Raw genomic sequence first — 25647 nt, forward strand, 5'->3', positions numbered from 1 at the left:
AGGAGTTCGAACCGCGGCAGCTTTACGCCGCCCCACGTACCGTGGTTCCGTGAGCCAATGGGATCAGTGGTCGTTGGATTGCCTTATAAATAGTTGCGGAACTGGGAAAACATTTCCCGCCATTCTCCTGCATGCTTAAACGAATATGCCGTAAGTCACGGTACCTGGTACGCGGGCCGGGGTGGCAATTCTGTTCTGACCGGCCGCAGTTTCAACAAGCATGTTGGGAGAGGTTATCTTGATGGATAGTGTGAAGGCCCTGAACGAAACTGCGCAGGAAATCGACCAGGTCGCGCCACCAGGACACGTCGCCGCGTCCGGACAGAGGCGCCGCAATGGGCGTCAGTCCGGCTCGGCGAAAACGAACGAGCAGTCGATCGACTACGGCAGCCTCGGAATTCCGGAAGCCGCCGTGCCCTCGTTCGAGGAGGCGCGGGAGATGTTCGCTTTGCTCGGCCGGAAGCGGACCGACGAGGTGTTCGCTTGCGGGGAGATGCTCGCGAAAGTGCGCGGCAAGGCACCCAGCCAGGAGGTCTTCGAGCGTTGGTCTAAACAGGCATGCCGGCTCACCAGGCGAGGCGCCGGCAACTACATCGCCGTTCACAATAACCTGCGTGCCCACCGGAAGGTCCTGGTCGACTGCAGCATGCCTGCCGCCGCCATGTACGTGCTGGCGACAGCGGAGGCCGAAACCGTCGCATCCGTAGTCGCAGACCTCAAGGCGGGCAAGCGGCCAACCGTTCGCGAAATCAGGGCTCTGGTTTCCGGTGACACTCAGACTGCGCAACCAGACCCCGCCGACATTGGCGGAGCCGACGGGCTGAGAGCGCTGGCCCGGGCGAAGGCCCAGAACGGGGTGCCGATCCTTGTGGAGAGGCTCAAGGGGATGCTTGGCGATATCCAGGCTGCCCTCCAGCCGCACTTCGAAGGGAAGAACGTCGCCAAGGGCGCGCTGGTCGCGAAATTGGAGCATCCGGCGCGCCGGGCGCGCAGCGAACTGGAGAACCTCGCGCTATTTGTCGAGCCGAACTCCCGAAGCAGCGAAACCTGGAGAGTGCATCCTGCGATCTTCCCGCACGGAAGCCCGTGGGAGGCGGTTTCTCGGGTTCTCTTCAAGCTTGGCGGGCGCGAGGAATGGCCCGACGCCAACGACCTGGGCGCCTGGCTTGTCACGGTCGTCGTTCCCGCGATCGAGTTCGCCGTCGGAGCAAAACCCTCAAAAGGCATCTCGACAGAGTGAAAGCGAAGCGCTCGACCTATGGCGGGGGCGGGCAGTTGCCGCAAAACGATGCACCGGTTGTGGCCGACGGTGCCCGCTTTTTGGAAGGACGCTCCACTCGAGTGACGCGGGATCGAAAAGTCCTGGCAGCGGGAAATGACGGTTGATCCGCAAAAAGTCCTTGGTGTTCATCGTGGCGACGACGCCACGATGAACGATGGCGGATGCCGCGATCGCCAGGTCTTGGTGCATTCTCGCGTCCTTGGCTTGGGGCGATTTCGTCCAGAGGTCTTTTAGACTGGGGACGAGCGTCATTCGGGCGTAGAGCTTCGAGGTCTCGGCATCCATGGGGAGGAACGCCATGTCCGACACCAGAAGGCGGTCGAGCCAGGACTGCAGTTCAAGGGATCTGGCGACGTCCCGTGCCTGAAGCATCGTAATCCCTCGCTGAATCTCGATCACGCAACCAAACGGGATTGCGAGCGAGGTGTCCGTTTCCGCTATCCAGCGGACAACGCTGGGATGTGGTCTTTTTTTGATGAGTTCGCTTACTACGTTCGTGTCAAGGACATAAATTCTCGGGAGTGGGCTCACCGCTGGCATCCTGTTACTGTGTCAGTGTGATCGTGCGGCGCGAACGTAGGCGAGAGGCACCGGCAAATCGTTAAGCATAGTCGCCCTGTGCGTAGAAAGGATTCGGCATGGGCAAAAGTCCCGGAAAAAAGAGAGGCTCAAAGCCTGCGGGCACCGAATCGAACGCCTGGCCGGTCGCCGATGCGCAGGAGAGGTTCGCGGAGCTCCTCGAAGCCGCCGCCAATCTTGGGCCGCAGACGATCGTCGACCACAACCGCAGCTTCCAACTGACCCTTGCGAGAAGCCGCTGGTCGCCCGAGGCGAAGGAATTGCTCCTGAGCGGGGGGCGTGTAGGAACTGCCGGAAAAGCGGGCAAGCAGTGACGTGCCGTTGTCCGGTTTCGGGAAATGTTTTCCTGAATAGAAACGGCAGCCCGGTGATCGTTCAATGGCACCAATCGCGCTTCCGTGAGGACTGGGAAGGTGCAGAGCCCGATATAGTCGTGTGGGTTGACGTTGCCAAAGTGGAGGCTGCGTGGCGGCGAGGCGATGGCTATGTCACGACGTCCGAGCTGTCGATTGGCGTGGCCGCGGATAGGTTCCGGCCAAAATCGTGGCATCATCGGCGGTAGTTCGCTCATAATACGCCTTATACCTGCGATAGTTGCGTTACACACACATAACAAAACGATTGCTACTCCTGCGTATTTCACCCGTATGTCACAAAGCCGATGTCTATTTGACAAACGACGGATGAAGCAGGGAGGGAACTATGCCGAAGATCCAGGATGTTAATGGTGGATTTGCATTGGTGGGTTATCCGGGCGACGCAAAGATCATGCTCGCCTTCACCTTCAAGGCAAAGCCCGACAACCTCGCCGGCTTCACTATTCAGGTAACACCGCCGGGGAAGCAGCCCTACTTCCTCTGGAACGACCTTCAGTTCAAAGACCCGAGCGCGCATGCGCAACTGCAGGGCGAACCAGCCTATTCCACCGCAAATGCACCGATCCACAAGTTCCGCTGGGTCCACGTCCCCGGCCTCGATCATCAGGGGCTGGAGCCACCTTACGGCGATTACACCTACACGGTGACCCCGCGATATTTTGATGGCAACCAGCACATGACCGCGCTGGACCCGGCCCAAAGCGCCAAGGTCACCGTACCGCTCCGCCCGTTCGATGAAGGCGCCGTCAAGCTTGGCTTCACGCGCGGTTTCGTGCAGAGCCAGGCCTTCGTCCATCATTTCGGCCCGAAGCTTCCCACCCGCCCCAGCAACGGCCCGCTGGACTACGACACGGGCAAGCTGGCGGGCAAAGACCCGCAAGGCAAACCCTATACCTACGAGCAGCAATACCGGTGGCTGGGCTTCACGGCGCGAAGCCGGGTCTTCGATATCTTGAATTCCGTCGACAAGGCCGCCGATGCGAAGATCGATGTTTTCTGCTACGACCTTAATGAGCCCGACGTGGTCCGCTTGCTTCTCAAGCTCGGCGAGGCGGGCAAGGTGCGGATTATCCTCGACAACGCGGACCTACATCACGATGCTGCCGACCCCAAACCGGAAGACGAATTCGAGCAACTTTTCATCAAGGCAGCGGGAAGCGGCGCCATCAAGCGCGGCCGGTTCGGCCGCTATGCCCATGACAAGGTCTTCGTCGTCTACAAGGGCGACAAGGCGCAGAGCGTTCTCACCGGCTCAACCAACTTCTCGGTGACCGGCCTCTATGTGAACGCCAACCATGTAGTCGTCTTTGACAACCCGGACGTCGCTCAGCTCTATGCCGGGCTCTTTCAGGAGGCGTGGGACGACGACGTCAAAACACCGAAGTTCACTGCGAGCGACTTCGCCAAGCGAACCTTCTCATTCCCGAAAAAAGACGGCGTGCCGGCGTTCGACTTGACGTTTTCACCCCGACCACAGGACGCCGCTGCGGCGCGCCTCGACGAGATCGTCAAGCGATGCGATTCTGAAGCAGAGAAGGGCGGCAACGTTTTCTTCGCCGTAATGACGACCACGAGCACGTCGCCCAATCCCGTCTACGAGAAGCTTACCGCCCTGCACGAAGACACGCGGCTCTTTAGCTACGGCATCTCCGATAATCCGAGTGGTATTACGTTCTATCCAGTCGGCGAAAAGCACGGGGTGCTAGTTACGGGCAAACCGAAATATACCCAGTTGCCGCCGCCCTTCGATCAGGTCCCAAATATCCTCTCGGCGGAAGCCCATCAGATTCACCACAAGTTCGTGGTGTGCGGGTTTGGCGGGGACGACCCCGTGGTCTATTGCGGCTCGTCCAACCTGGCCTTGGCCGCCGAGCACGTGAACGGTGATAATCTGCTCTGCATCCACGACGACGAGATTGTCACCGCCTTTACCATCGAGGCCGTGCTGCTGATCGACCACTTCAATTTCCTGGACCAGACCGCTAGGGCGCGGAAAGGCAAAGGGGCGGAAGCCAAGGCCGAAGAGCCGCCCGCCGACAAGCGTACGGCCGCCGTCCAAGCCGAGTGGTTTCTTGGCACCGACGGCAAATGGGCCGACAAGTATTTCGATCCGAACGACCTGCACAGCCGTGACCGCGAGATGTTTTGCGGCAAGCCCTGCCATGGAGTGATGCCATCATAAAGGGAAAGCGCGAACTGGTCGCGCTGGGGCTGCGGCTGACGGCCCCCAAACTGCCAGTCAGCAACGCGCCAAAAAGCGGACCCTGGCATCGCGCCGCTTTGCCTTCCTCGCGCTCACTTCCAGAACGGGCGGGTCTCTTCTAGCTTTCGCCAAAGGGCCTTTGCGCCGCCCCAGCCATGGTCGGCGCGCGCCTGGCTCGCTCCGATCGTCCAGCCAATGGCACGCTGCGCGGCCGGATCGCCGGCCGCGGCATCCGTTCCCGGCAGCACTGTTTTGACTGTCGCGGCATCGTTCAAGTCCCCAAGGACCGTCTGAAGTTTCTTCAGGCGCTTCAGGAACGGAGCGACACGCTTTGCCGGGTAGAGCGAAGAGAAGAATTCGACCGCATAGCGCAGTTTCTTGAGCTCCTTGCGCAATTCGTGGCGCTGCTCTGCGTCAAGCGTCTCAATCCCGCGTGCGCGCTTGCGGACCCGCTTCCAGCGCTTGCCGAGCGCCTGGCCGGCCAGCTGAGTGACCGGCTCTGCAAGCCGCGCGGTCTGGTCGAAATCCTGCGAAACGAGCCAGCCGCGTGTCTCCACGAATCGCGTCAGATCGATGAGGAACGCCTGCACACGCGCCCCGGCAAGCAGCTCGCGAAGGCGCTGACGCACTTGCGTTGCCTGCCGTGAGAGCGTGCTGGAAAGCGCGGCAAGACCTGGTTCATCCGGATGGGCTCCGGCCTCCCTCTGCACGATGTCGTTCGCCACCACATCGAGATCCCTGAGCCTGCCGACCTCCTGGCCAAGCCAGCGTGCTTCGTCGTTGAGCCGTCCCATTTCCGGGCTCTCCAGCACCGGAGCGTAGACGGAGAACACGCTGCGTAGGCGGCGCAGGCCAATCCGCAACTGATGCGGTCCCTCGGAATCATCCAGCTTTCGGACCACCACGACATTCGTGGCGATCTGATCCAGGCACTCGCGCAGAATGTCGCGCGCCGCATGCTCGGCGATCTCATCCGTATCGATCGCAATATCCTCGGCATTTCGAGGCGCCAGGGGCGGGTCGACCCGTCCCTCTTCCGCAAGAAGATAGCCACGCGCCGCCTTGGAAAGCCGCGAGAACCTCAGTCCTCCATCGGGAAACAGCACATGCGCGATCTCGAACAATCCTGCCGGGCTGCCTTCAAGGAGCTCGATCTCCACTTCGCTCAGGTCGGCCGAGCGCCCCCCGGCCAGAATCTGGCCGACATCGACGGCCAGTTCCGCGCGGGTGCCGTCCGCAAGGGACAGTTCGCTGGCCGAACGCTTGATCACCGTCTCACAGACGGGCTGAAGCGGAGCGCCGTTGATGCATTGAAGGACCTCCTCGCGCACCGAGGCATCGGGAATTGCTTCAAGGCACGCCCGACCGCCCGGTGCCGGGTTTTCCACCTCACCGACCTGCGAAAGGCCACCGTGCAGTTCTGCCCTGGTCTTGACGGTCTGGACCCAGCGCCGCCCGTCGCGCCTGAGTCTCAACGCTATCCCTGCCTTCTTCAGCGCGTGTTCGGGAGTGTCCAGATAGATGCTTCTCAGCGTTTTCGTCGTTGGGCTGCCTTTAGCCAGCTTCGACGCCTTGACGCGCGCCCAGAACTCGCTGGGCGACGCTTCGTCGAGGATGAATTTCAGCTCGACTTCGCTCATGTGACGGATTTGTGCCGGTTCGATTCCAGTCCTAACCCATCCGGCACAGACCCACAACCGACCTTGGGTGCGACTTGTGAAGCCGCAGCGTGCTGCGCGACCGGCAGTTGCAGTGTCACGGTTGGGTTACTCGGAAGATCGGCTCAATTCGCTGTACTTCGCGGCGCGCCGTCTTAGCTGGCGCCTTCCTGCATCTCGCCGGGATCGTCTGAAGCGCCGTCATGCTCTCGCTATTCGCGCAGCCCGCTCCCGCAAATTCATGTCGGCTTCACAAATCCGTTGCGACGGTTTCGTACACGAAGGAGGGGCTTTGTTTTCGAGACTACTTTTTGGAAAAGGATGGAAAAATGGCCAAGATCCCCGGCAAGACCGAAACGATCGAAAACGTCGAATCTGCTACCTTCGACCCGTCCGAGGCTGCCGAGCAGGTTCGCGCTGTCGCCGAACAGGGCGTCGAGCAGGCGAAGGAAGCATTTTCCAAATTGCAATCGGACTCCGAAACCACTCAAAAGGCTTTTGAGTCGACACTTGAAATTGCCAAGACCACCCGCAACGAGGTGTCACTGAAGACGATTGCCGCTCTGCGAGCCAATGCCGAAGCCGGCTTCGCGCACCTCGAAGCGCTGGTTGCCGTGAAGTCGCCGGCCGAGTTCTTCGAACTGCAGGCCGCTTTCGTGAACAAGCAGATTGACGTTTCCATCGAGCAGGCCAAGATCCTGCAGGGGGTGATGTTGAGAGCTGGCGAGGATGCATCCAAGCCGATCAAGGATGCCTTCGAGAAGGCTTTGAAGGACCTCAAGGCCGCTTGATTGCTCAAGCAATCCGAGACCGGAGGTCAGCACCTCTCTGCTCGCTACGATAATCAAGACCGGCACCTCGCGCCGGTCTTCTTCCATTCGGCGGGCCTACCCGGCCAAGGCCAGCTGGTCCATCGGTCACCAGCGGCGCCTTGGGGCGCTGCCTTGCGATCACTGCGCGCCGCAATTCAGCAAAGCGACGATGGTCTTGCCGTCGGTAAAGAATGGATTGCCTATTTCATTCTTGCCCGTCATCGGCTGGGTCACGACTGCATCATCCATCTTCCCGACGCATTTCGACCGAAGGAGGACAGCGCGCAATGCCTCCCGCTCCTTGTCTATGTCCGGGTCCACCTGATGGATCAGCAGGCCTCTCCCGCTTGCGGACCTGGCTTCCTTGTCGAAGTGGACGGTGCCGAGCCAAACCGGACTACCGGAAACCCGAAAGTCAGTGTCCCAAACATGAATGTGGTGCCGCTCCCGCACCGAGCCGCCGGGATCCACATATTGGAAGCCCCGCTGGTTGGGCTGTCCGTGCCAGAACGTTGGAAGCCCCGGTGCGCGTGGAGAAGGCTGGTTGCGTAACTCCGCGCCTAGCAGGCGCCAGATGCTTGCGAACGAAATCTTGTCCGTCGATTCCCATCCGGCCTGAGCAAAGGCTTTCGCCAAGTCAACCTCGCTTCCTATCAGGATGACGTTGATCGGCTCCATCGACTTGCCGGTTATGTCCTCGCTGAAGCGTGGCGCCAAGGCGAACATCGACGTCGGGAAGTTGTTTTCCGCCAGGTCGACCGGCGCGTTTCTGGGCCGCCGCTTGTCGACAAGCGGGTGTGTGTAGTCGAACGCGCCTACGATGCCAGCCCAGGCTACGAAGAGGCACACCGCCGCAGCTCTGGACAAGGCAGGCGTAGGGCTCGAAATCGTGTCTCCGGCGGACGCCCTCGCAACACTGAAGAAGGTGATTGTTGCTGTGAGCCAGGCCGCGCCGAGGCCAAAACTCGCAATCACGTCGGATGGCCAGTGGACTCCGAGATAGATCCGGGAAAACCCGACGGCCGCCACGATGGCTGTCGTCATGACCGCGATTGCGGCCTTCGCTGTCCAGGTCTTCACCCGATCGATCGCGAACCACCCGACCAGTCCATAGAAACATATTGCCACGAAGGCGTGACCGCTCGGAAAGCTCGCGCCTTTGGCCGGGATCAACGCGTTGATGAGATCTGGGCGGGGGCGGGCAAAACCCACCTTTCCCAACTGGACCAGAATCTCGCCGCCACCGATCGAGATGAGTAGCGCCAGGATCCAAAGCCGTCGGCGCGTGAGCGCAAGATATAGGACCAACAGGCCGGCGCCTGCCGTGACGATCTGCCAGTTCCCCAAATAGGTCAGGAAAAGCATCAGTCTGTTCAGGCCGGGCGTGCGATACATTTGAACCACGGACAGCAGACGCAAATCCGCGAGAACGACGGCCTCGTTGGCGATCAAGTCCTGAACAACCGAGAGGAAAAAGAACAGGAAGACCGATGCCAGCGCTGCGCCAACCGTCAGGCGCAGGCCCAATAGATCGGAACGGTTGAACCGCCTGGCAAGCCAGCCCCAGAACCTTGGGTGGGATGCGATGTGGCGCTCAAGTTCCGGATTACGCCGTATGGCTTCGACAATGGACTGCAGCAGTGAGCTCGCCAAGCGCCACATCCAGCCGCCACTCCCCTGCAATTCGCCGGAACAACTTGGTGTTTGCGGCGAACCTTTAGGCTAGCATGTCGATTGCCGTCACACCAACGCTGCGGGCAACACGCCAGCCGAACCGAGGGCTTTACATTTCTGCGGACGGATTCGTCGAGATTTGGCAGCTGGCCGCATGGTTGGTCTGGCGGACCTTCTCACTCCCACAAATGGCGCATGTATGACAGTTCTGGTTCTCCTCAATGCACGCGCCGGCACAATTCAACGCGCCAACTACGATGTCGAAGCATTTGTTCGAAACGGGTTTCAGGCGCGTGGCATCGAAGCCGAGGTGCGACTTGCGGAGGGCCAGGAGATCGTGGAGATGGCCCACGGGTTCGTCATGACGAAATCATCCGGCGATAAACCAAAGACCCTCGTGGTCGGCGGCGGCGACGGCACACTCGGTTCCGTGGCCTCGGCCGTCGCGGGAACGGATGTCGTGCTGGGCGTTCTGCCGCTTGGTACCCTCAATCACTTCGCCAGGGATCTTGGCTTGTCAAATGATCTGGAGGTGGCCATGGACGTAATTGCCGCGGACCATGTCGAGCAGATCGACGTTGCGGAGGTGAACGGCCGGGTCTTCCTCAACAACTCATCCATCGGCATCTATCCGTTTCTTGTCGCCGAACGGACCGCCGAGCAGAAGCGGCTGGGGATCGGAAAGCTTGCCGCGCTCGGCCCGGCGCTTATCCGTACGCTCAAGGCTTCATCGTGGAAGAGGGTGAGGATTTCTATTGGCAACGAGCGAAGCCAGAAGACGCTTTGCGTGTTCGTCGGCAACAATTTCTACGATCTGCGCGCGCTCGGCCACCGCGGCAACCTTACGTCGGGAGAGCTATGCGTCTACGTCGTGAAGCAGCAGTCCTGGCTGGGGCTTGCGCTGCTGCCGTTCAAGGCCGCGCTCGGGTTGATCGACCCAGTCCGCGATGTCGAACTCTTCCGAGTTCAAAGTCTGGAGGTCAAAGCGCGCCGACGACACCTGCGCATTGCGATAGACGGCGAGACCGTCGAGGCAATACCGCCGTTGCATTATCGGATACGGCCGCGGTCGTTGCGGGTTCTCGCTCCCAAGTTGATGAGGTCCGCTGCCGCGATCTGACGAGCAGGCGCTGACCATGCCGCCTTTGCTGGCTGTAGGCGAGCAAATGGACCGACACTCTATGTCGGCAGAGGGGTCATTGAGTAATGCGTAGGGGTCCGGAATCCGTTAACGAACAGCAAACCTTCGGGTCATGCGGCAAGGAAAGTGGACCGAGGAATGCGCAATGGCCGGAACGTTCCTGTCGGCAGCTTTGACTTGCCATTCAAGTTGTAGGTGCCGATAAGGTTGACGTGTTCCCAAATCTGTGGCGAGACATGGCGCAGAGCGCCGGGAAGTGCTCGTGCGCCAAGGCGAGCCGGCCAGCCCATGATGCGGCTTCTTTATTGGCTTTACGAACGCTTGCTGCGGCATCAGGTCCGGCAGCACCCCGCACCGCATCACGTCGGCATCATTCTTGACGGTAATCGCCGCTTCGCCCGCGAACGTGGCTACAGCGACCCTCGCGCGGCATACGAGCTAGGAGCTGAAAAGCTCGACGACGTTCTTGCCTGGTGCATCGACCTTGAAATCCGCGCTGTCACGCTCTGGGTATTTTCGATCGACAATATGCGCCGGCCGCCGGCCGAGGTCTCCGCCATCATGGCCGCCGTCGAGAAGAAGATCGCCGCGCTGGCCGAGGATCCCTCGATCCTGAGCCGCGGAGTCCGGCTCAGGGCCGCGGGCCGGCTCGACCTTCTGCCGGTTTCGACAGCCGACGTGATCCGTGAGGCGACGGAACGAACCGCCGGGAACGAGGCGCTCACCGTGACGATCGCAATCGCTTATGGTGGACGCGAGGAAATCGTCGATGCCGTCCGCAACCTCGTCCGCCAAAAGCGCCAGCAGGGGGTCGATCTCGATACGATCCTCGACGAGCTGAGCCCAGCGGCGATAGACGAATACCTTTATACCGCCGGCCTGCCCGATCTCGATCTCATTATCCGCACAAGCGGCGAGGTCCGCCTTTCCGGCTTTCTCCTTTGGCAAAGCGCCAGCAGCGAGCTTTATTTTTCAGACGTGAACTGGCCGGAGTTCCGCAAACTCGATTTTCTCCGCGCCGTTCGCGCCTATCAGCGCCGCCGCCGCCGTTTCGGAAAATAGGATTTCGCGCGTTCCCCGGCCCCGACATGGATGCCGGCGCTCGACTGCTCTTTATCGGATTCGCTTGCGAGCAATGCGCTGAATGGAACCAACGCAGGCGCTCACCAATACACTTGCAGTCCTGAAGCCGGACAGAGCGGCAGAACAGCCCTTTTCCCCGATCAGGAAACCCAGCCAAGAGCTGCCATTCCCAACAACGCCACACCAAAAATTATACGGTAGATTGCGAACACCGTGAACCGGTGCGATTGGATATAGCCGAGGAGCCATTTGACAGCGATGAACGCCGTCACGGTGGAAACGACAAACGCGATCCCGAGAGCGCCCCAATCCTCATGCCCAGCACCCCGCTTGAACTCGCTGTATAGTTGGTAGGCGCTGGCCGCGTACATGGTCGGAATGCCAACAAGAAAGGCGAATTCGGTCGCTGCGGCGCGGTTGCTGGTGCCCGCCAGCATCGCGGCGAAGATGGATGCAGCCGAACGTGAGGTACCGGGAAAAATGCCAGCAACGATCTGGGCCAATCCGACCACGATGGCGACGGTCCAGCTTACTTTGGTGCGGTCGCGCTGCCGCGCCGCAATCCACTCCGCGGCGATTATCCAGAAGCCGCCGATGATCAACGCCCAGGCAATCGGCGCCAGATTGTCCGGCAGTGCGAAGCCGAGTTTCTTGGCGATGAAGCCGAGAACGGCGGTAATCAGGAAAGCAACAATAAGTTTGCCGGCATATGCTCGGTTTTCTGGTTGTCGCCAACCGATCACCAGCGACACGAGTCGCGGCCAGTAGATGATCGTGACCGCCAAAATCGCGCCTGCCTGGATAACAATGTTGAAGGTATCCGAACGTTCTCCGAGCCAGTGCTCGGCGATGAGAAGATGGCCGGTGCTGGAGATCGGTAGAAACTCGGTGATCCCCTCGATGACGCCAAGGGCGATTGCGTTGATGTAGTCCAAAGCGGCCTCCGGTCGGGTCGGCATTGAGGGCGAAGTTATGAGAGACCGCTTCGGTTTTTGTAGGTAGAAAAAGCGGGCCCAGTTCGGACTTTACAAAACTTTACCTAAACACAGAAAGCCAGAAACAGCCCGTAGCTTAGCTTGGGATCGTAGCCCAGGGACGGGAGTGCTGCCGTTTTTGCGTACTCCATCGTATCTTTCGCTCGGTGCAAGGCCTGGCCCGCTGGTGAGGTGCGCCCAGACAGGTTCGGCATGGCCGATGGCGGCTACGCCACTAGCTCCGCATCACGGGCAAACTCCTCAGCCCGTTGGCGGAAGCGACCGAAATGCAAGGCCATCGTCGGCAGGACCAACAGGTTAAGCAGGGTAGAGGTCACCAACCCGCCGAGGATCACGATCGCCATTGGCCCCTCGATCTCGTTTCCGGCCGCGTCGCTGGCCCAGGCCAGAGGCAACAGGCCGAGCGCTGTAACCACAGCCGTCATCAGAATCGGCACAAGCCGTTCGGCGGCGCCCCTGCGGGCGGCTTCCGGGCACCACTCCAATCCTTCCTCGTTCACGAGATGCTCATAGTGCGAGATGAGCATGATCGAGTTGCGCAGCGTGATGCCGAACAGCGTGACAAAGCCGACCAGCGATCCGAGCGACAGGTCTCCGCCGCTGGCCAGCACTGTCAACACTCCGCCGACCAGGGCGAATGGCAGGTTGACCAGCACGAGAAGCAGTGCCCTCGTGCTCTTCAGCGCCAGGAATAACAGCAGCACGATGCCGACATTGGCAGCCACGGTATAGATCAGCAGGTCCTGCTGCGATTGCGCGCGCGCCTGCTCCTCGCCGGCAAACATCAGGTAGGTGCCTTTGGGCAGGCTGACTTCCCTACCGATGCGCTCTTGCGCTTCCTTGACGAAATCGCTTACCGCGCGACCGTGCACCCCTGACGTCACCGTTTGCAGACGCTGGCCGTCACTATGCAGGATCTGGTAGCGGCTGGTGGTCTGGCTGATATCGGCGAGCTCTCTGAGCGGCACCGTCACGCCCGCCGGGCTGCGCACCAACAACGAGCCTACGGCCGCCAAGTCCTGGTGTGCCGCGGGAGTCAATGACACGTTGACGTCGTAGGCCTGGTTGCCCACGTAGACCTGGCTGGCGGTTATCCCCTCATATGCAGTCTGGATCGCCTCCAGCACGTCGACCGGGGTGAAGCCCCAGAGGGTCAACTGCTCCGGCTTGAGTCGCATCGTCAGTTGCGGCAGGTACTGCGCCGCTTCGACCCGCACGCCGATCGCACCTGGGATGGTGCCGACCACTTGAGCGATCTCACTGGCCTTGCTGTCGATGACATCCAGGTTCTGGCCAAAGACGTTGATCACCACCGGCGCGGTCACGCCTGAAATGCTCTCGTCGATGCGCTCGGCCAGGAAGGTGTTGACCGATGTGATGAGCCCGGGGAAGCTGGCCAACGTCTGTTGAATATCGACCAACGCGCGCCGGTGTTCGGCCGGCGACAGTGGCTTCAAGTCGACCTCGAACTCACTGATATTGACGCCCGTGGGATCGACCACTTCGTTGGCCCGGCCGGCACGCTGCGCCACCAGGCGCACGCCGGGAACCTGGCTCAGCTGCGCCGTCACCTCGTTGCCGACACGCATGGACTCGGCCAGCGACGAGCCGGGGGCCAGTGCCATATGCACGAGGTAGTGGCCTTCCTTCAGGTCCGGAATGAAATTGCCGCCGAAAAACGGCAGCGCGCCGAGTGCTGCGACGCAAAGCACTCCGATCGTCGCAATGATCAGTCGGTAGCGCGACTCGATAGCGGCAAGAACTGCCAGGTAACGCGCCTTCAGCGCTTGCACCAGCCTGGGTTCCTGCTCCTTGAGAGGCTTGCCCGTCAGCAGCAGGAATGCGAGCGCCGGCGTCACTGTCAACGCCACGACCAGCGAGGCCAGGATTGCCAGGATGTAGGCGACACCCAACGGCGCGAACAGCTTCCCGGCGATGCCGGACAGCGACATTACGGGCAGGAACACCAGCGCGACGACCAGCGTCGCGTAGACCACGGCGCTTCGTACCTCGAGCGAGGCGAGCAATACGACCTGTGCCGGCGGCAGCGGATGGGCCAGCTGTTGGTTCTGGCGCAGGCGGCGGAAGATGTTCTCGACGTCGACGACCGCGTCGTCGACAACCTCGCCGAGCGCGATCGCCAACCCTCCAAGCGTCATGGTGTTCAGGCTCACACCGAAGTGGGCCAGCAGGATCACGGCTGTCAGCAGCGATAGCGGGATCGCGGTGGCGGAGATGATTGCGGTGCGCACGTTGAGGAGGAACAGGAACAGCACGCCGATCACCAGCACGCCGCCGAGGATCAGTGCGGTGCGCAGATGGCCGATGGCGGTTTCGATGAAACGGGCCGGCCGAAAGATGTCCGGGTGCAGCGTTACCTGCTGTCCTGCCAGCACTGGCTGCAGCTCGCTCAGCACCTGTTCAACGCTGTGCGACACCGACATCATGTCGGCGCCGTACTGGCTCTCCACCATCAGCGAGACGGCAGGCTTGCCATCGACGGAGGCCGCGCCGACAGCCGGCGCTGGCCCGATAGCGACCTTGGCGACGTCGCCCAAACGCAGAGCGACACCGTTCTGGTAGCGGAGCACCACCTGCGCCAGTTGTTCCGGCGTAAGGGTCTGACCTTCGGTGCTCAGCACGATGCGCTGGTTGGCATTCTCGACATAGCCGGCGCCACGACTGCTGACCGTCGCGCGCTGCGCGACGGTCAGCAGATCCTGCAACGCCACGCCGTACTGCACCAGCTTCTGCGGGTCCGCCTGGACCTGGAACTGCTTGATGTCGCCGCCGAAGACGATCACGTCGGCGACTCCAGGCACGCGCAGCAGCTGCGGCTTGACCGTCCAGTCCGCCAGAGTGCGAAGGTCCATCAGCGAAAGCCGATCGGAAGTCAGGCCAGCCACCAGGGTCACGTTGGTCGAGGACGTAAGCGGCAGCAGGGATGGCGGTTTGACGCCGAGCGGTAACGTGCCGACTAGTGCGTTCAGCCGTTCGACCGCCAGCTGCCGCGCCCTGTAGATATCGGTGCCATCCTGGAAGGTGAGCGTCACCATGGATAGCCCCTGCAGCGACTTCGAGCGCATGCTGTCGAGGCCGAGCGTACCGCCCATCGCGTTCTCCACAGGCTGGGTGACAAGCGCCTCGACCTGCTCCGATGTCAGGCCGGGCGCATCGGTCTGGATCACTGCCAACGGCGGCGCGAACTCGGGAAAGACATCCTGGCGGGCCTTGGTTAGCGTATAGATGCCGTAGCCAGCCAGCAGGCAGGCCAGCGCGATGACCACGCCGCGGAAGCGGACGGCAAAGCGAATGATGGAGTTCAACATGATCGGGGCGCGCAGGTCCGGTTAGTCGTCACATTCGGGGTCTTTGCAGGCGGCGGCCGCTGTGATCGGCGGGCGCTGCTCTTCCGACAACAGCAACTGCGCGCCGCGTGTCACCACGCGTTCGCCGGCCTCGAAGCCGCCGTCGACGAAGTAACCGCCGTCGTATGGCGACTGGTCGTCGACCAATCGACGTACGAAGCGGTCCTTGCCCTGCTGGACGTAAGCCCAGGGCTGCCCGCCGAACCACAGCACCGCTGTCCGGGGGATGACGACGCCCGGAGCTGGTTGCTGGCCCATCGGCAAACGAGCGATCACCTTGCTGCCAACTGGCAGGCTGGCAGGTGCATGGTACAGGAAGGTTGGTCCCTCCGCGATCGGATCGCTTTGCGGCGACGCAGACACCAGGCGAGCGGCGACCCGACCGCGCGCGCCATCGTCGAACGTGATTTGGTCCGGTGCCGACCTGCTGCTGTCGATCGGCAACACGATCCGCAGCATCATGTCCTGCCCGTTCAGGAGACCAGCGAGCGCCGTATCCTTGCCTGCGATAAGCGAGCCGAGTGGCGGACCGAATTGTTGCTGCGCGCTCGCCCGCACCCCCTCCAGATTGGCTTCAGCCGACTCGAGCTTGGCCTGATCGGCTGACCACGCCGCCTGTGCCGCCTGCAGGGCCTTCTGCGATATATTCATATGGTCCCGGAACAGGACGCGGTTGCGCTCTGCTTCCTGGCTCGATGCGTCGAGAGCCGCCCGCGCACTAGCTACGTCGGCCGCAGCGGCGCGATACCGAGTCTGGAAGTCGATCAACTGTTGAAGGTCGAGCACGCTGCCATAGGCAGTCTGTTCGAGCCGCCGCTTCGTCGCCGTTAGCGCGTCGGTCGCGATTCCGCTGCGTTTCTGTGTCGCCTCGTCCAGTGTCACGATGGTCAGCCCGTCCTCGTTGCTGACCCGACTGGCCGGGGCAGCGGCCGGGGCAGCTACGCTCGGCGCTGGCTGGTACGAAAGCCAGCCCCAGGCCACCAATGCGGCGGCCCCGATTGGCACAAGCGCGAGGAGCAGGCGTTTGCCGAGGTTGCTCATGACTGGGAGATTCCTTCTTGAGGGGTGCTACCCGGCGCGCAGGGCAGATGGCCAAAGATGGGCGGAGGCTACCGAACGCTCGCTTAAATCCACCTGAAATTTCCTCAGGAGACGGCGATAAACGATCAATGACCGGTATCGCGATTTCAGCCAGGCTTCATCTTGGACCGCGTATTGTCTCTCCACTCCCAGCCAACGGATGCAGGGCGCACTAAGGTCAAGATTGATGCGCATAGGGGCGCAAGGCTTAAACAAAACATGGGACGGGCCCGATCCGGACCGCGTGCGCTCACCAAGAGGCGAAAGATCGATGCGCTTGCTGCTGGCTGAAGACGACCCAATGATCGGCAGCGGCCTCCAGCAAGGGCTGCGGAAGAAGGGATTCACCGTCGACTGGGTGCAGGACGGCAAGTCTGCACTGCTCGCATTGGAAACCACCCCCTACGCGTTGCTGCTGCTCGATCTGGGTCTACCGCAGAAGGACGGGATGGACGTCCTGAAGGCATTGCGCCAGCGCGGTGAAACGCTGCCGACTATCATAGTCACCGCGCGCGATGCGTTGCCCGACAGGCTGGCCGGACTGGACGGTGGGGCCGACGACTATCTGATAAAGCCGTTCGCGCTGGAGGAACTCATCTCACGCATTCACGCGGTGAGCCGCCGCCAGGCAGGACGAGCGCAGGTTGAGCTGCGCGTCGGCCCGCTGCGTCTCGACCCGGTCCGCCATTTGCTGTGGCTGTGCGATGAGCCGGCCGACGTCTCGGCCAAGGAGTTCGCATTGCTCCATGCGTTGATGCGCGAACCCGGTGCGGTGCTCTCGCGCGAACAACTGGAGGATGCCTTGTACGGCTGGGATAAGGAAGTGGGCAGCAACGCTGTCGAGGTGCACATCTACAACCTTCGCAAGAAGCTCGGTACCGAGGTGATCCGTACCGTACGGGGCGTCGGCTATCGCATTGGCGAGGACGCATGACCCTTGGGCTTCATCGCCTACGCCTGTGGTTCATGGGCTCCTTGCGCCGCCGCCTTCTGCTTTGGCTGCTGCCGGCGACCTTGCTGGCTGGAATCCTGGCGAGCATCGGCACCTACTGGGGCGCCTTCATCGAACTGGGGGATCTCCTTAATGACCAGATGCGCTATGTCGCCCAGCACGTCGATATCTCCAACGCCGACCGTGTGTCACTAACCAACGACGGCAAGCGCCAGTGGCAGGAGGATGACGAAAAGGCGGACGAGGTGCTGTTGGAGGTGTGGCGCGGCGGCAAGCTGGATTTCACCACCGACGCGGCGCTGGCGTTGCCGCCGCCGCAACGGCCCGGCCTAAGCGATGTTTCGTTCAATGGCCAGACGTGGCACACCTTCGTTGATCAGCGGGGCGACCGGCTGATCCGTGTCGGACAAGCGCAGAACGCACGTTGGGAGGCACTGGCTGGGCTGTCGGTGCATCTGTTCTGGCCTGTCCTGTCACTGCTGCCGCTGCTCGCATTGTTCCTGTGGTATGGCATCGGCTATGGGCTGAAGCCGCTGTACCAGATCGCCGCCGAGTTGAGGCGGCGCGATGCCGAAAGCCTGGCACCTATTGGGCCGGGTCCGTTGCCAAACGAAGTCAAGCCTTTGGTCGACGGCCTCAATGACCTGCTGCGTCGGCTGGATCGCGCGTTCACGATGCAAAAGCACTTCATCGCCGACGCGGCGCATGAGCTGCGCACGCCGATGATGGCGCTCAGTCTCCAGACGCAATTGGCGAAAGCTGCTTCCAGTGAAGAAGAACGCGAACAGGCGCTGTCACAGCTGGAAAGCGGCGTCAGCCGGATCACCCACCTGGCGCAGCAATTGCTGACGCTGGCAAGGCTCGAGCCGCAGGAGCAAGCCGACGTGCCGCAGTCAGTCGAGCTGTCGGCGCTGTGCAAATCGGTGATCCTGGACCAGATCCGGCTGGCCGAAGCCAAACAAATAGACCTCGGGCTCGTCACGCAGGACAAGGCCGAAATACAGGGTGGCCCGGAGGCACTGCGCATCCTGCTCAACAACCTGGTCGACAACGCGATCCGCTACACCCCTGCGCACGGCACGATCGACGTGGCGGTTCGGCGGAAGGGGAATGAAGTTGTGTTGGAGGTCTCTGACAACGGCCCCGGCATCCCGAAAGCGGAACGTGCGCAGGTGCTGGAACGGTTCTACCGTGGCAGTAACCAGAACGTTCAGGGGAGCGGCCTGGGGCTGTCGATCGTCCAGCGCGTCGCCGCACAGCATGGCGCGCGCCTGGTGCTGAGCAGCGGGCCAGACGGCAAGGGGCTGCTGGCCCAGGTCTTCTTCAAGTAACTCACCAGAACATGTCCAGAAACCGTGCCGACAAAGAGATGAGGATGCAGAGTTGCAGCTATACGACCTTGACGCCGCAGCAACCCGAACAATCAACAGCCTTGCCGGCGCGAGTGCTGCTATCGACTTCATGATGGTCTGGGTCTCGGCAATCGGCGTGCCGTTACTTGTGCTCGCTGTAGCGGGACAGTGGTGGCGAGGTTCGGGCAGAACGCGCAGCCGACACGTCCTCGTCGCGGCGGGGCTCTCGTTCCTCGTTGGCCTCACCATCAACCAGATCGTCCTGCTGTTCGTCCATCGGATGAGGCCGTACGACGCTGGCGTCACCCATCTTTTGATCGCCCGCAGCGCCGATCCATCATTTCCGTCCGATCACGCGACCGCGACCTTCGCCATCGCGGCTGCGTTTCTGCTGCACGGCATGCGGCGGCTCGGGCTCTGGTTCCTTGCCGCTGCAGTGCTGGTGGCGATTTCCCGGGTCTATATCGGAACGCATTACGTCAGCGACGTTCTCGGCGGAGCCATGACGGGCATCGTTGCAGCCATGCTAGTCCGCCCGCTCTATCGGGAAGGGACACGCGTCGATCAGTTGATCATCGGCATCCTGTAGGGCCGTGGAGTTGGCGTCCTTCTTCACTGCCGTCACGGCATTCATCGCAGCCCATCCACATCTTTCCTATGCAGTCGTTCTCCTGCTTGCCCTGTCGGAATCCATCCCGGTCATCGGCGTCTTCATTCCAGGCACGGCCGCCATTCTGGCGATCAGCGCGCTTGTCCCGACCGGAGTCGTGAAGCTATGGCCGCTGCTTGGCGCGGCAGCCGCGGGCGCGATCATCGGGGACGGCCTCTCGTTCTGGGTTGGTCATCGCTACCACCGCGAACTCCTCGAGCGATGGCCGCTCAATCGCCATGCGGAACTCGTCACGCGCAGCGAGACATTCTTCGAGCGCCATGGCGATAAAAGCGTCTTCATCGCCCGTTTCACGCCGGGCGTGCGGGCCTTCATTCCCTTGATTGCGGGCATGTTGCAGATGCCTGTGGGGCGGTTCTATGCCGCCAACATCCTGTCCGCGCTTGTGTGGGCGCCCTCGCACATCTTGCCCGCCGTGTTCGTCGGCGCAGCCTTTGGTATTTTCGGCGCGGCGGCCAAGCCGCTCGCCATTCTGGTCGTCCTTATCGTCGTCGTGATCTGGGCGATGATCCATCTCGTGCGGTTCGCATTGCGTCGGGGGCCGCCGCTGGTGTCGAGCGTATCGGGATGGCTTCGGGCTCGGGCGGCGGCTAGCCAATCCCGCTGGAGTCGTTTCGTGCTCGATCTTCTCGATCCGGCGCGGCCGGACGCAAGGGGCCTGGCGCTACTCGCCCTGCTGGTGATCGGCTCCGCCTGGATATTCTTCGGGATTCTCGAAGATGTCGTGAGCGGCGATCCGCTGGTGCGCGCGGACACCGCGATCTACCAGGCGCTGGAAGAACTTCGCACCGGGCCGGGCGATGCCGTGATGCTCGTTCTCACCGAACTGGGCGACACCGTCGTCGTGATTGCAGTGACCGCGGCCGTGCTTCTGTGGCTCGTCTGGAAGCGTGCCTGGCGCACAGCTGCCTATTGGCTGGTGGCGATTGGCGGGGCATCGGCGCTGAACACGGTGATCAAGGTCACGCTCCATCGCGCCCGGCCGACTGAGCTGTTCTACACTGGCTGGAGCGCCTTCTCCTTTCCAAGCGGCCACAGCACGGTCAATCTCGCTCTCTACGGCTCTCTTGCCTTTTTGACTGGACTCAATCTCCGACCGAAGTGGCGCCTTCCAGCGGCCTTCACCGCGCTTTCCTTCGTGCTGTTGATCGGGTTTTCGCGCCTCTATCTCGGAGCTCACTGGTTTTCGGACGTGATGGGAGGATTCGCGTTCGGCACGGCCTGGCTGGCGATCCTCGCCTTCTTCTACTTCCGCAGGGAGGAAGTTCAGCCCATTGGGGTCACCGGAATGACCGTGGTTGCCTGCCTGGCGCTTGCTCTCGGCGGAGGCTTGAACGTCTTTCGGCATCACGCCCTGGACACTGAGCGTTATGCCCGCAAAATCACGACTCCGACGATGACGGCCGACGACTGGCGGTCGACTGGCTGGCAGCAGCTTCCTTCTCAGCGCATTGATCTTACGGGCGAGATCGAAGAGCCGTTGACCGTCCAATGGGCCGGTGACCTATCTTCCATCGAGCGGGATCTGTTGGCGAAGGGCTGGCGCCCTCCTATGTCGTGGGTCTCGCGGAGCGTGCTAGGCTGGCTCACTACCAGTGCGCCTCCCGCGGAGCTACCTGTTGTGCCACGCCTCGCCAGCGGGCGCGTGCCTAGCCTGACCCTTGTGCAAGAGAGCGGTGTCGCGCCGGGCGCGTCGCGCCTCGTGCTGCGGCTGTGGCCGGCCGACCTACAGATTGACGGCGTAAAGTCCTCGCCGCTGTGGGTCGGCTCAGTCGTAGACGAGCAGCTTGGTCGGCCGCTCTCGCTCTTCACTGTGACCTGGGTCCGTCCCGATATCAACGCGCCCCGTGACACTCTGGCCGACGAATTCCGGGCCAGCAATCTTGTGCATCGTTCCGATGCATCGGGGTATTCGAACTGGGATGGCCGCGTGCTGCTGCTGAACAAGGTGCAATGAGGCAAGCAAACGCACCCATCTGCATGCGCTCATCGCCGTGAGCGCTCGAGCACCATCATCGCGTCGAACAAACTCGATCGGGCTTGATGTGATCTTGCCCGGATAGCGTTCGCGCCGCGAGGTCTCAACCGCCGCGCAGTGGCAGATGGCGTTTGGCGAGGCGAGGAATGCAGCCGCGAGGAACGGTCCGCAAGACCAGCAATCCTTCTCGGCCAAGAAGCGGGTGACCCGTTTGTCGACACCGGCGTCACCATTGTCACCTACTTCGCTGTCCGGGCTGCGCACAAGCCCGCGGATGCTGAGCATCAATACGGCCACGGCAAGCTCGAAAGCCTGGCTGCGCTTGCCGAAATGGTTGTGCTGTTCATCGTGGCGACGCTCGTGCTGGTCGAGGCCAGCCGGCGCATTGCTGAAGGTGGCGGGGCGTCGTGCGCGTCGACCAACTGCGGCTTCGGTCAGGCGGCGCAGAGATCTTTGGGAAGTTGGAAGTCTCTGTCTGGCATGTCCATCGGGCTCGACATCGAGTTGGATGGCAGTATGAGCTGCTAGCGGGCCACGGTTTCGCGTCGAAGTTCGAGGCGGCGATCCGGGACGAACTTGGGTCCGATGTCGAGGTCAAGACCCACATCGAACCGCTTGAGGTCCCGCACCTCGCCGGCGAAGACGCGCCTCCGGACATAGCCTCGGCAATCGCCGACAGCATCGTCTCCCTGGCGGCGATGATCGACACAATCAGGGACATCCATGACATTCGGGTGCGGCAGACGCCAGCTGGCCTGGTCGTCAACTATCACTGTCACGCGGATTCCAAGCTCGACATCCAAAGCGTCCATGACGCGATCGACCTTCTCTAGCGCAGAATCCGAAATAGCCATCCACACATCATTCGCGTCATCGGCCATGCCGAACCTGAGTAGGCTGCATGAATGACCACAATTTCCACATCCGGCCATTACGCAGTCGCAAAAGATGATGCTTTTTATCAAGAAATGTAATAGCGGCATCTCTGGTCAGCGTCCTCGGTGCCGGAGACTGGGTAAATGGAGTTCACAAAGTGGTTCGCGGAACTGGGTCTTCGCCCAGCGCTGATCTTTTCGGATCGCGAGCCGATCTCCTATTTTGAGTTGGCACGCCGCATTGCTGAAGCGGCCAATAGGTTCGGATCGCAAAAGAAGCTAGTCGCTGTCGTGGCCGAGCCCACCGAGCATGCCATCATCGCCTACTTGGCCGCGTTGCATGGCAACCATGCTGTCGTTTTGCTGCCGCCTTGCAAGCCGGAGGCTCTGGACGATTTCGTCGCGAACTTTTCTCCCGACATCGTCTGCCGCCGTGTCGATGGCCGCTGGCGGTCCTTGGTCGACACTGACGGATCCTCAGGCAACCTCCATCCCGATCTGGCCGTGCTTCTCGGCACTTCGGGCTCCACTGGCAAAAGCCAGTATGTCCGGCTTTCGGCCACGGCAATCCAGGCCAACGCCGAAGCCATCGCCACCTATCTGGAACTTGATCCGAACGACCGGGCGGCGCTCATCCTGCCGTTCCACTACTCCTACGGCCTCTCGATCCTCAACTCGCATCTGGTCGCAGGCGCGAGCGTGTATTTTCCCCGATGCGGCGCCTCCGACGCAGGGTTTGCCGAAGAGACGCGCGCGGCCTGCTGCACCAACATCAGCGGCGTTCCCTATTCCTTTGAACAGATGGAACTGACCGGCTTTCGCCGCTGCGATCTGCCCGCGCTGCGCTTCATGACGGTCGCGGGCGGACGCATGCGGAAAGATCTTGCGGAGACATTCGCCCGCCACCTCTCCGATCGGCAAGCGCGCTTTTTCATGATGTATGGACAGACCGAAGCGACCGCGCGCATCGCCTACGTTCCGCCCGAGCAACTGGCGGGCAATGTCGGTTCGATCGGTATTGCCATACCCGGCGGCTCGTTATGGCTCGCTGACGAGCACGGAGCCCCTATCCGACAGGAAGGTGAGACGGGAGAGCTCGTCTATCGCGGTCCGAATGTGATGATGGGCTACGCCTGTGAGCGAAACGATCTCGCGAAAGGGTCGGAGATTTCGGAACTGCACACCGGGGACATGGCCACGAGAGACGCTCGCGGTTTCTATCACGTGGTCGGCCGTCGCAAGCGTATGTCGAAGATCGTCGGCCTTCGCTTATGCCACGAGGCCATCGAATTCGCGCTCGAGCAGGCCGGGATTTCCGGGGCGGTGGTGGGCGGCGACGATCGGTTGCTGGCCCTGGTGACGTCCGCGCATGCCGACGACCAAGTGCTCAAGGTCATGATGGCCGCCAGCGGGCTGCCACGGCCGCATCTTGAAGTCGACCGCGCACGGTCGCTGCCCCGGCTCGCCTCTGGCAAGGTCGACTACGTTGCGGTGCAGCGGCGCTTGCGGGAAAAGCGGCCGCAGCCCCGCTCCGGTGTTCTGGCGGCCTTTCGAAACGCCTTCTATCCGCGACAAGTCAGCGTCGACGACACGTTCGAAGGACTTGGTGGCGATTCCCTGCTCTACGTGCAGCTTTCCCTAGCCCTGGAGCGCGAACTCGGACGCGCTCCGGAAGGCTGGGAGGCGATGCCGCTCTCGCAGCTTTGCCGAACAGCGCGCGCAGCGGACGACCGCCGATCTTTGGATAGCCAACTTGCCCTGCGTGCGATGTCGATCCTGCTCATTGTCATCCATCATGCAACGCTATGGCCTATCCCGGGCGGAGCCGCTGTGCTGGTCATGCTGGTGGGGTACAGTCTGGCGCGCTTCAAGCGTCAGCAGCTATGCGCGGGCAATGTCCTCGGAGTGCTGCGCTCGCTCGCCGCCGTTCTCGTTCCCTACGCGCTTATCGTTGCCGGGTTTTCACTGACCCGCGGCGAGGTCTTGTGGCCTTCCGTTTTCCTGGTCGGAAATCTAGGGTTCGCCCAGCCGCCGCACATGATGCCTTACCTCTATTGGTTCGTGGAGGCCTATGTTCAGATCGTGCTTCTATGGGTCGCCATGTTCTGCATCCTGCCCATGCGTGATTTTGCCAGCGTTCGTCCTTTCGCGTTCGGCGCGGTATTGCTGGCTTTGTCGGTTGCGGCTAAGTTTTTGGTGCCGCTTGCGTGGAACATCGGCGGTCCGCAGATCTTCACTTTGCCGGACGTCTTCTACCTCACGGCCTTGGGGTGGTGTCTGTATTTTGCGACTTCGCGGCGGAAGCGTCACGCCATCGTGGCAGTCGTCGCGGTTCTGTGCCCTTTGCTTGCTTGGTACGGCGGCAACTGGCTAGGCTCGTGGATGAAATTCATGCTCGTGCTGGGTGCGGTGCTTGCCCTTCTTTACGTTCCGCGCATTACCGTGCCAGCCTGGCTTGCTCAGCTCGTGTTGCCTGTGTCGGCCGCCAGTTACCACATCTATCTGTTCCACAGGATCGTGCCGGAGTGGCTGCTGCCAGGACCGGACTCGGTGACATTCCACCCACTGGCATCCGCGCTGGCCATCTCGGTTGGCATGATCTCAGGATTGGTGGCCTTCGCGTTGCAGACTTGGCTGATAGGCTCCCTCGCCAGGCTGAAATCGCGTCGCAAGAACTCCAAGAGCCTTGTCACCAGTGGCGTGTGACGCATTTTCCACCAGTCGCGGATCTCGAATTGCCGTGCTGGCCATCTTTCCGTTGACGCTGCCGCAGAGCTACCCCTAATGCCGCACCCCGTCAGCTGGCCTGGCCTTGCGCGAAAGATAGGATTAGGTCGCGAAAACGGCAGTACCCCCCGCCCATAGAGGCGGACGGTCAGCGGCCGAAAAGCATTCCTTTCATGACTCCGTCGCGGAACAGGACCGAGTGGATCAGCGCGGCCAGGATGTGCAGGCCGACGAGCGCCGCGAGTATCCAGAACAGAGCGTCATGGATCGCGATGAAGTCCCTGGCGGTCAGACCCGCGACGTTCGGCGCCCGCGGTATAGGGAGGAATCCGAAGAGGCGAGCCGGAGGCATCAGGGGCATCGGGCGGTAGGCAAGCCAGCCCGTTATCACGATGGAAAGAATGAGGCCGTACAAGCAGGCATGAACCGAGGCGCCCGCCGATCGCACAAGCCAATGCGCTTGCCGGAGGGGAGCCTTAGTGACGGCACGAGTGACCAGCCGCAGGACAAGGATGCAGAATACCGTCACGCCGATGGAAATGTGTGTGGGAAGCCAGGTCATCGCGATCACGCCCGCCCCCTTCATAGGACCGAGGGCGACGACCGCCTGCCAGGCCAGCGCAGCCACCATGAACCAATGCAACACTCTGATGGCGAAGTGCCAGCGCGCAGTTGGGTGCTTCTCTGTCATCGCGGTGCGTAGACTCCTCCTGCCCGGGCTGAAAGTTGTCGCCTGATGTCCTTCATCGCCTCCAAGCTCATAGAGATCTTTCTCCTTCCGTCCAACCTGATCGCCGTCCTTGGATTGATCGGGCTGGCTACGGCTCCGTTCGGCAGGCGC

General features: G+C 61.8%; 19 protein-coding genes. 11 read left to right on the top strand and 8 right to left on the bottom strand.

Annotated features, from left to right (window positions below; genetic code table 11):
* The first annotated feature begins 241 nt into the window (after positions 1 to 241).
* The gene (locus RFN28_RS10490) at positions 242 to 1240 is read left to right on the top strand and encodes a hypothetical protein (RefSeq protein ID WP_320287267.1); all 999 of its coding nucleotides are present in this window, start codon (positions 242 to 244) and stop codon (positions 1238 to 1240) included.
* Here the strand turns inward: RFN28_RS10490 and RFN28_RS10495 are convergent.
* Complete coding sequence (locus RFN28_RS10495) at positions 1217 to 1813, bottom strand: PIN domain-containing protein (protein ID WP_320287268.1); 597 nt, start codon at positions 1811 to 1813, stop codon at positions 1217 to 1219. The genes RFN28_RS10490 and RFN28_RS10495 overlap by 24 nt on opposite strands.
* A gap of 750 nt (positions 1814 to 2563) precedes the next feature.
* Here RFN28_RS10495 and RFN28_RS10500 point away from each other — a divergent pair.
* A complete protein-coding gene (locus tag RFN28_RS10500) occupies positions 2564 to 4420 on the top strand; it encodes a phospholipase D-like domain-containing protein (protein ID WP_320287269.1) in 1857 nt (618 codons plus the stop codon).
* Between the two features lie 113 nt (positions 4421 to 4533).
* Here RFN28_RS10500 and RFN28_RS10505 read toward each other — a convergent pair whose 3' ends face one another.
* On the bottom strand, positions 4534 to 6081 hold the full coding sequence (locus RFN28_RS10505; RefSeq protein WP_320287270.1) for a CYTH and CHAD domain-containing protein: 1548 nt from the start codon (positions 6079 to 6081) through the stop codon (positions 4534 to 4536).
* 347 nt (positions 6082 to 6428) lie between these two features.
* Here RFN28_RS10505 and RFN28_RS10510 point away from each other — a divergent pair, with 347 nt between their 5' ends.
* The gene (locus RFN28_RS10510) at positions 6429 to 6890 is read left to right on the top strand and encodes a phasin (RefSeq protein ID WP_320287291.1); all 462 of its coding nucleotides are present in this window, start codon (positions 6429 to 6431) and stop codon (positions 6888 to 6890) included.
* Between the two features lie 159 nt (positions 6891 to 7049).
* On the opposite strand, the gene RFN28_RS10515 is transcribed toward RFN28_RS10510, so the two are convergent.
* The gene (locus tag RFN28_RS10515) at positions 7050 to 8564 is read right to left on the bottom strand and encodes an LssY C-terminal domain-containing protein (protein ID WP_320287271.1); all 1515 of its coding nucleotides are present in this window, start codon (positions 8562 to 8564) and stop codon (positions 7050 to 7052) included.
* A 175-nt stretch (positions 8565 to 8739) separates the two neighbouring features.
* Here RFN28_RS10515 and RFN28_RS10520 point away from each other — a divergent pair, with 175 nt between their 5' ends.
* Both RFN28_RS10520 and uppS read left to right on the top strand, forming a co-directional pair.
* Positions 8740 to 9705 (top strand): diacylglycerol/lipid kinase family protein, encoded by a 966-nt coding sequence (locus tag RFN28_RS10520; RefSeq protein WP_320287272.1) that lies wholly within the window; start codon positions 8740 to 8742, stop codon positions 9703 to 9705.
* Between the two features lie 309 nt (positions 9706 to 10014).
* Positions 10015 to 10788, top strand: coding sequence for a polyprenyl diphosphate synthase (uppS, locus tag RFN28_RS10525; RefSeq protein WP_320287273.1), 774 nt, complete (start codon positions 10015 to 10017; stop codon positions 10786 to 10788).
* Between the two features lie 161 nt (positions 10789 to 10949).
* Here the strand turns inward: uppS and RFN28_RS10530 are convergent, their stop codons facing one another.
* The 3 genes from RFN28_RS10530 to RFN28_RS10540 all read right to left on the bottom strand — a co-directional run bounded on the left by RFN28_RS10530 (position 10950) and on the right by RFN28_RS10540 (position 16213).
* Complete coding sequence (locus RFN28_RS10530) at positions 10950 to 11744, bottom strand: undecaprenyl-diphosphate phosphatase (RefSeq protein WP_320287274.1); 795 nt, start codon at positions 11742 to 11744, stop codon at positions 10950 to 10952.
* Between the two features lie 266 nt (positions 11745 to 12010).
* Positions 12011 to 15133 carry an efflux RND transporter permease subunit gene (locus tag RFN28_RS10535; protein WP_320287275.1) on the bottom strand — a complete coding sequence of 1041 codons (3123 nt, stop codon included), beginning with the start codon at positions 15131 to 15133 and terminating at the stop codon, positions 12011 to 12013.
* 21 nt (positions 15134 to 15154) lie between these two features.
* Positions 15155 to 16213, bottom strand: coding sequence for an efflux RND transporter periplasmic adaptor subunit (locus RFN28_RS10540; protein WP_320287276.1), 1059 nt, complete (start codon positions 16211 to 16213; stop codon positions 15155 to 15157).
* Positions 16214 to 16523: 310 nt separating this feature from the next.
* On the opposite strand from RFN28_RS10540, the gene RFN28_RS10545 reads away from it, so the two are divergent.
* From RFN28_RS10545 to RFN28_RS10565, 5 genes are all read left to right on the top strand, one after another.
* On the top strand, positions 16524 to 17186 hold the full coding sequence (locus RFN28_RS10545; protein ID WP_320287277.1) for a response regulator: 663 nt from the start codon (positions 16524 to 16526) through the stop codon (positions 17184 to 17186).
* Positions 17183 to 18535, top strand: a complete 1353-nt coding sequence (locus RFN28_RS10550; RefSeq protein ID WP_320287278.1) for an ATP-binding protein — start codon at positions 17183 to 17185, stop codon at positions 18533 to 18535. The genes RFN28_RS10545 and RFN28_RS10550 overlap by 4 nt, the downstream gene beginning before the upstream one ends.
* A 52-nt stretch (positions 18536 to 18587) precedes the next feature.
* On the top strand, positions 18588 to 19145 hold the full coding sequence (locus tag RFN28_RS10555; RefSeq protein ID WP_320287279.1) for a phosphatase PAP2 family protein: 558 nt from the start codon (positions 18588 to 18590) through the stop codon (positions 19143 to 19145).
* Between the two features lie 10 nt (positions 19146 to 19155).
* Positions 19156 to 21183, top strand: a complete 2028-nt coding sequence (locus tag RFN28_RS10560) for a bifunctional DedA family/phosphatase PAP2 family protein (protein ID WP_320287280.1) — start codon at positions 19156 to 19158, stop codon at positions 21181 to 21183.
* A gap of 138 nt (positions 21184 to 21321) precedes the next feature.
* Complete coding sequence (locus tag RFN28_RS10565) at positions 21322 to 21732, top strand: cation efflux transmembrane domain-containing protein (protein WP_320287281.1); 411 nt, start codon at positions 21322 to 21324, stop codon at positions 21730 to 21732.
* Here the strand turns inward: RFN28_RS10565 and RFN28_RS10570 are convergent.
* The gene (locus tag RFN28_RS10570) at positions 21729 to 22085 is read right to left on the bottom strand and encodes a hypothetical protein (RefSeq protein WP_320287282.1); all 357 of its coding nucleotides are present in this window, start codon (positions 22083 to 22085) and stop codon (positions 21729 to 21731) included. The genes RFN28_RS10565 and RFN28_RS10570 overlap by 4 nt on opposite strands.
* Positions 22086 to 22223: 138 nt before the next feature.
* Between RFN28_RS10570 and RFN28_RS10575 the strand changes: the two genes are divergently transcribed.
* Positions 22224 to 24785: an AMP-binding protein gene (locus RFN28_RS10575; RefSeq protein ID WP_320287283.1), complete on the top strand. Its 2562-nt coding sequence runs from the start codon at positions 22224 to 22226 to the stop codon at positions 24783 to 24785.
* 169 nt (positions 24786 to 24954) lie between these two features.
* Here RFN28_RS10575 and RFN28_RS10580 read toward each other — a convergent pair.
* Positions 24955 to 25647: cytochrome b (locus RFN28_RS10580; RefSeq protein WP_320287284.1), on the bottom strand; the 693-nt coding region annotated here is incomplete at its 5' end.

The sequence above is a fragment of the Mesorhizobium album genome, from assembly GCF_033977205.1.
GTDB lineage: Bacteria > Pseudomonadota > Alphaproteobacteria > Rhizobiales > Rhizobiaceae > Mesorhizobium > Mesorhizobium album.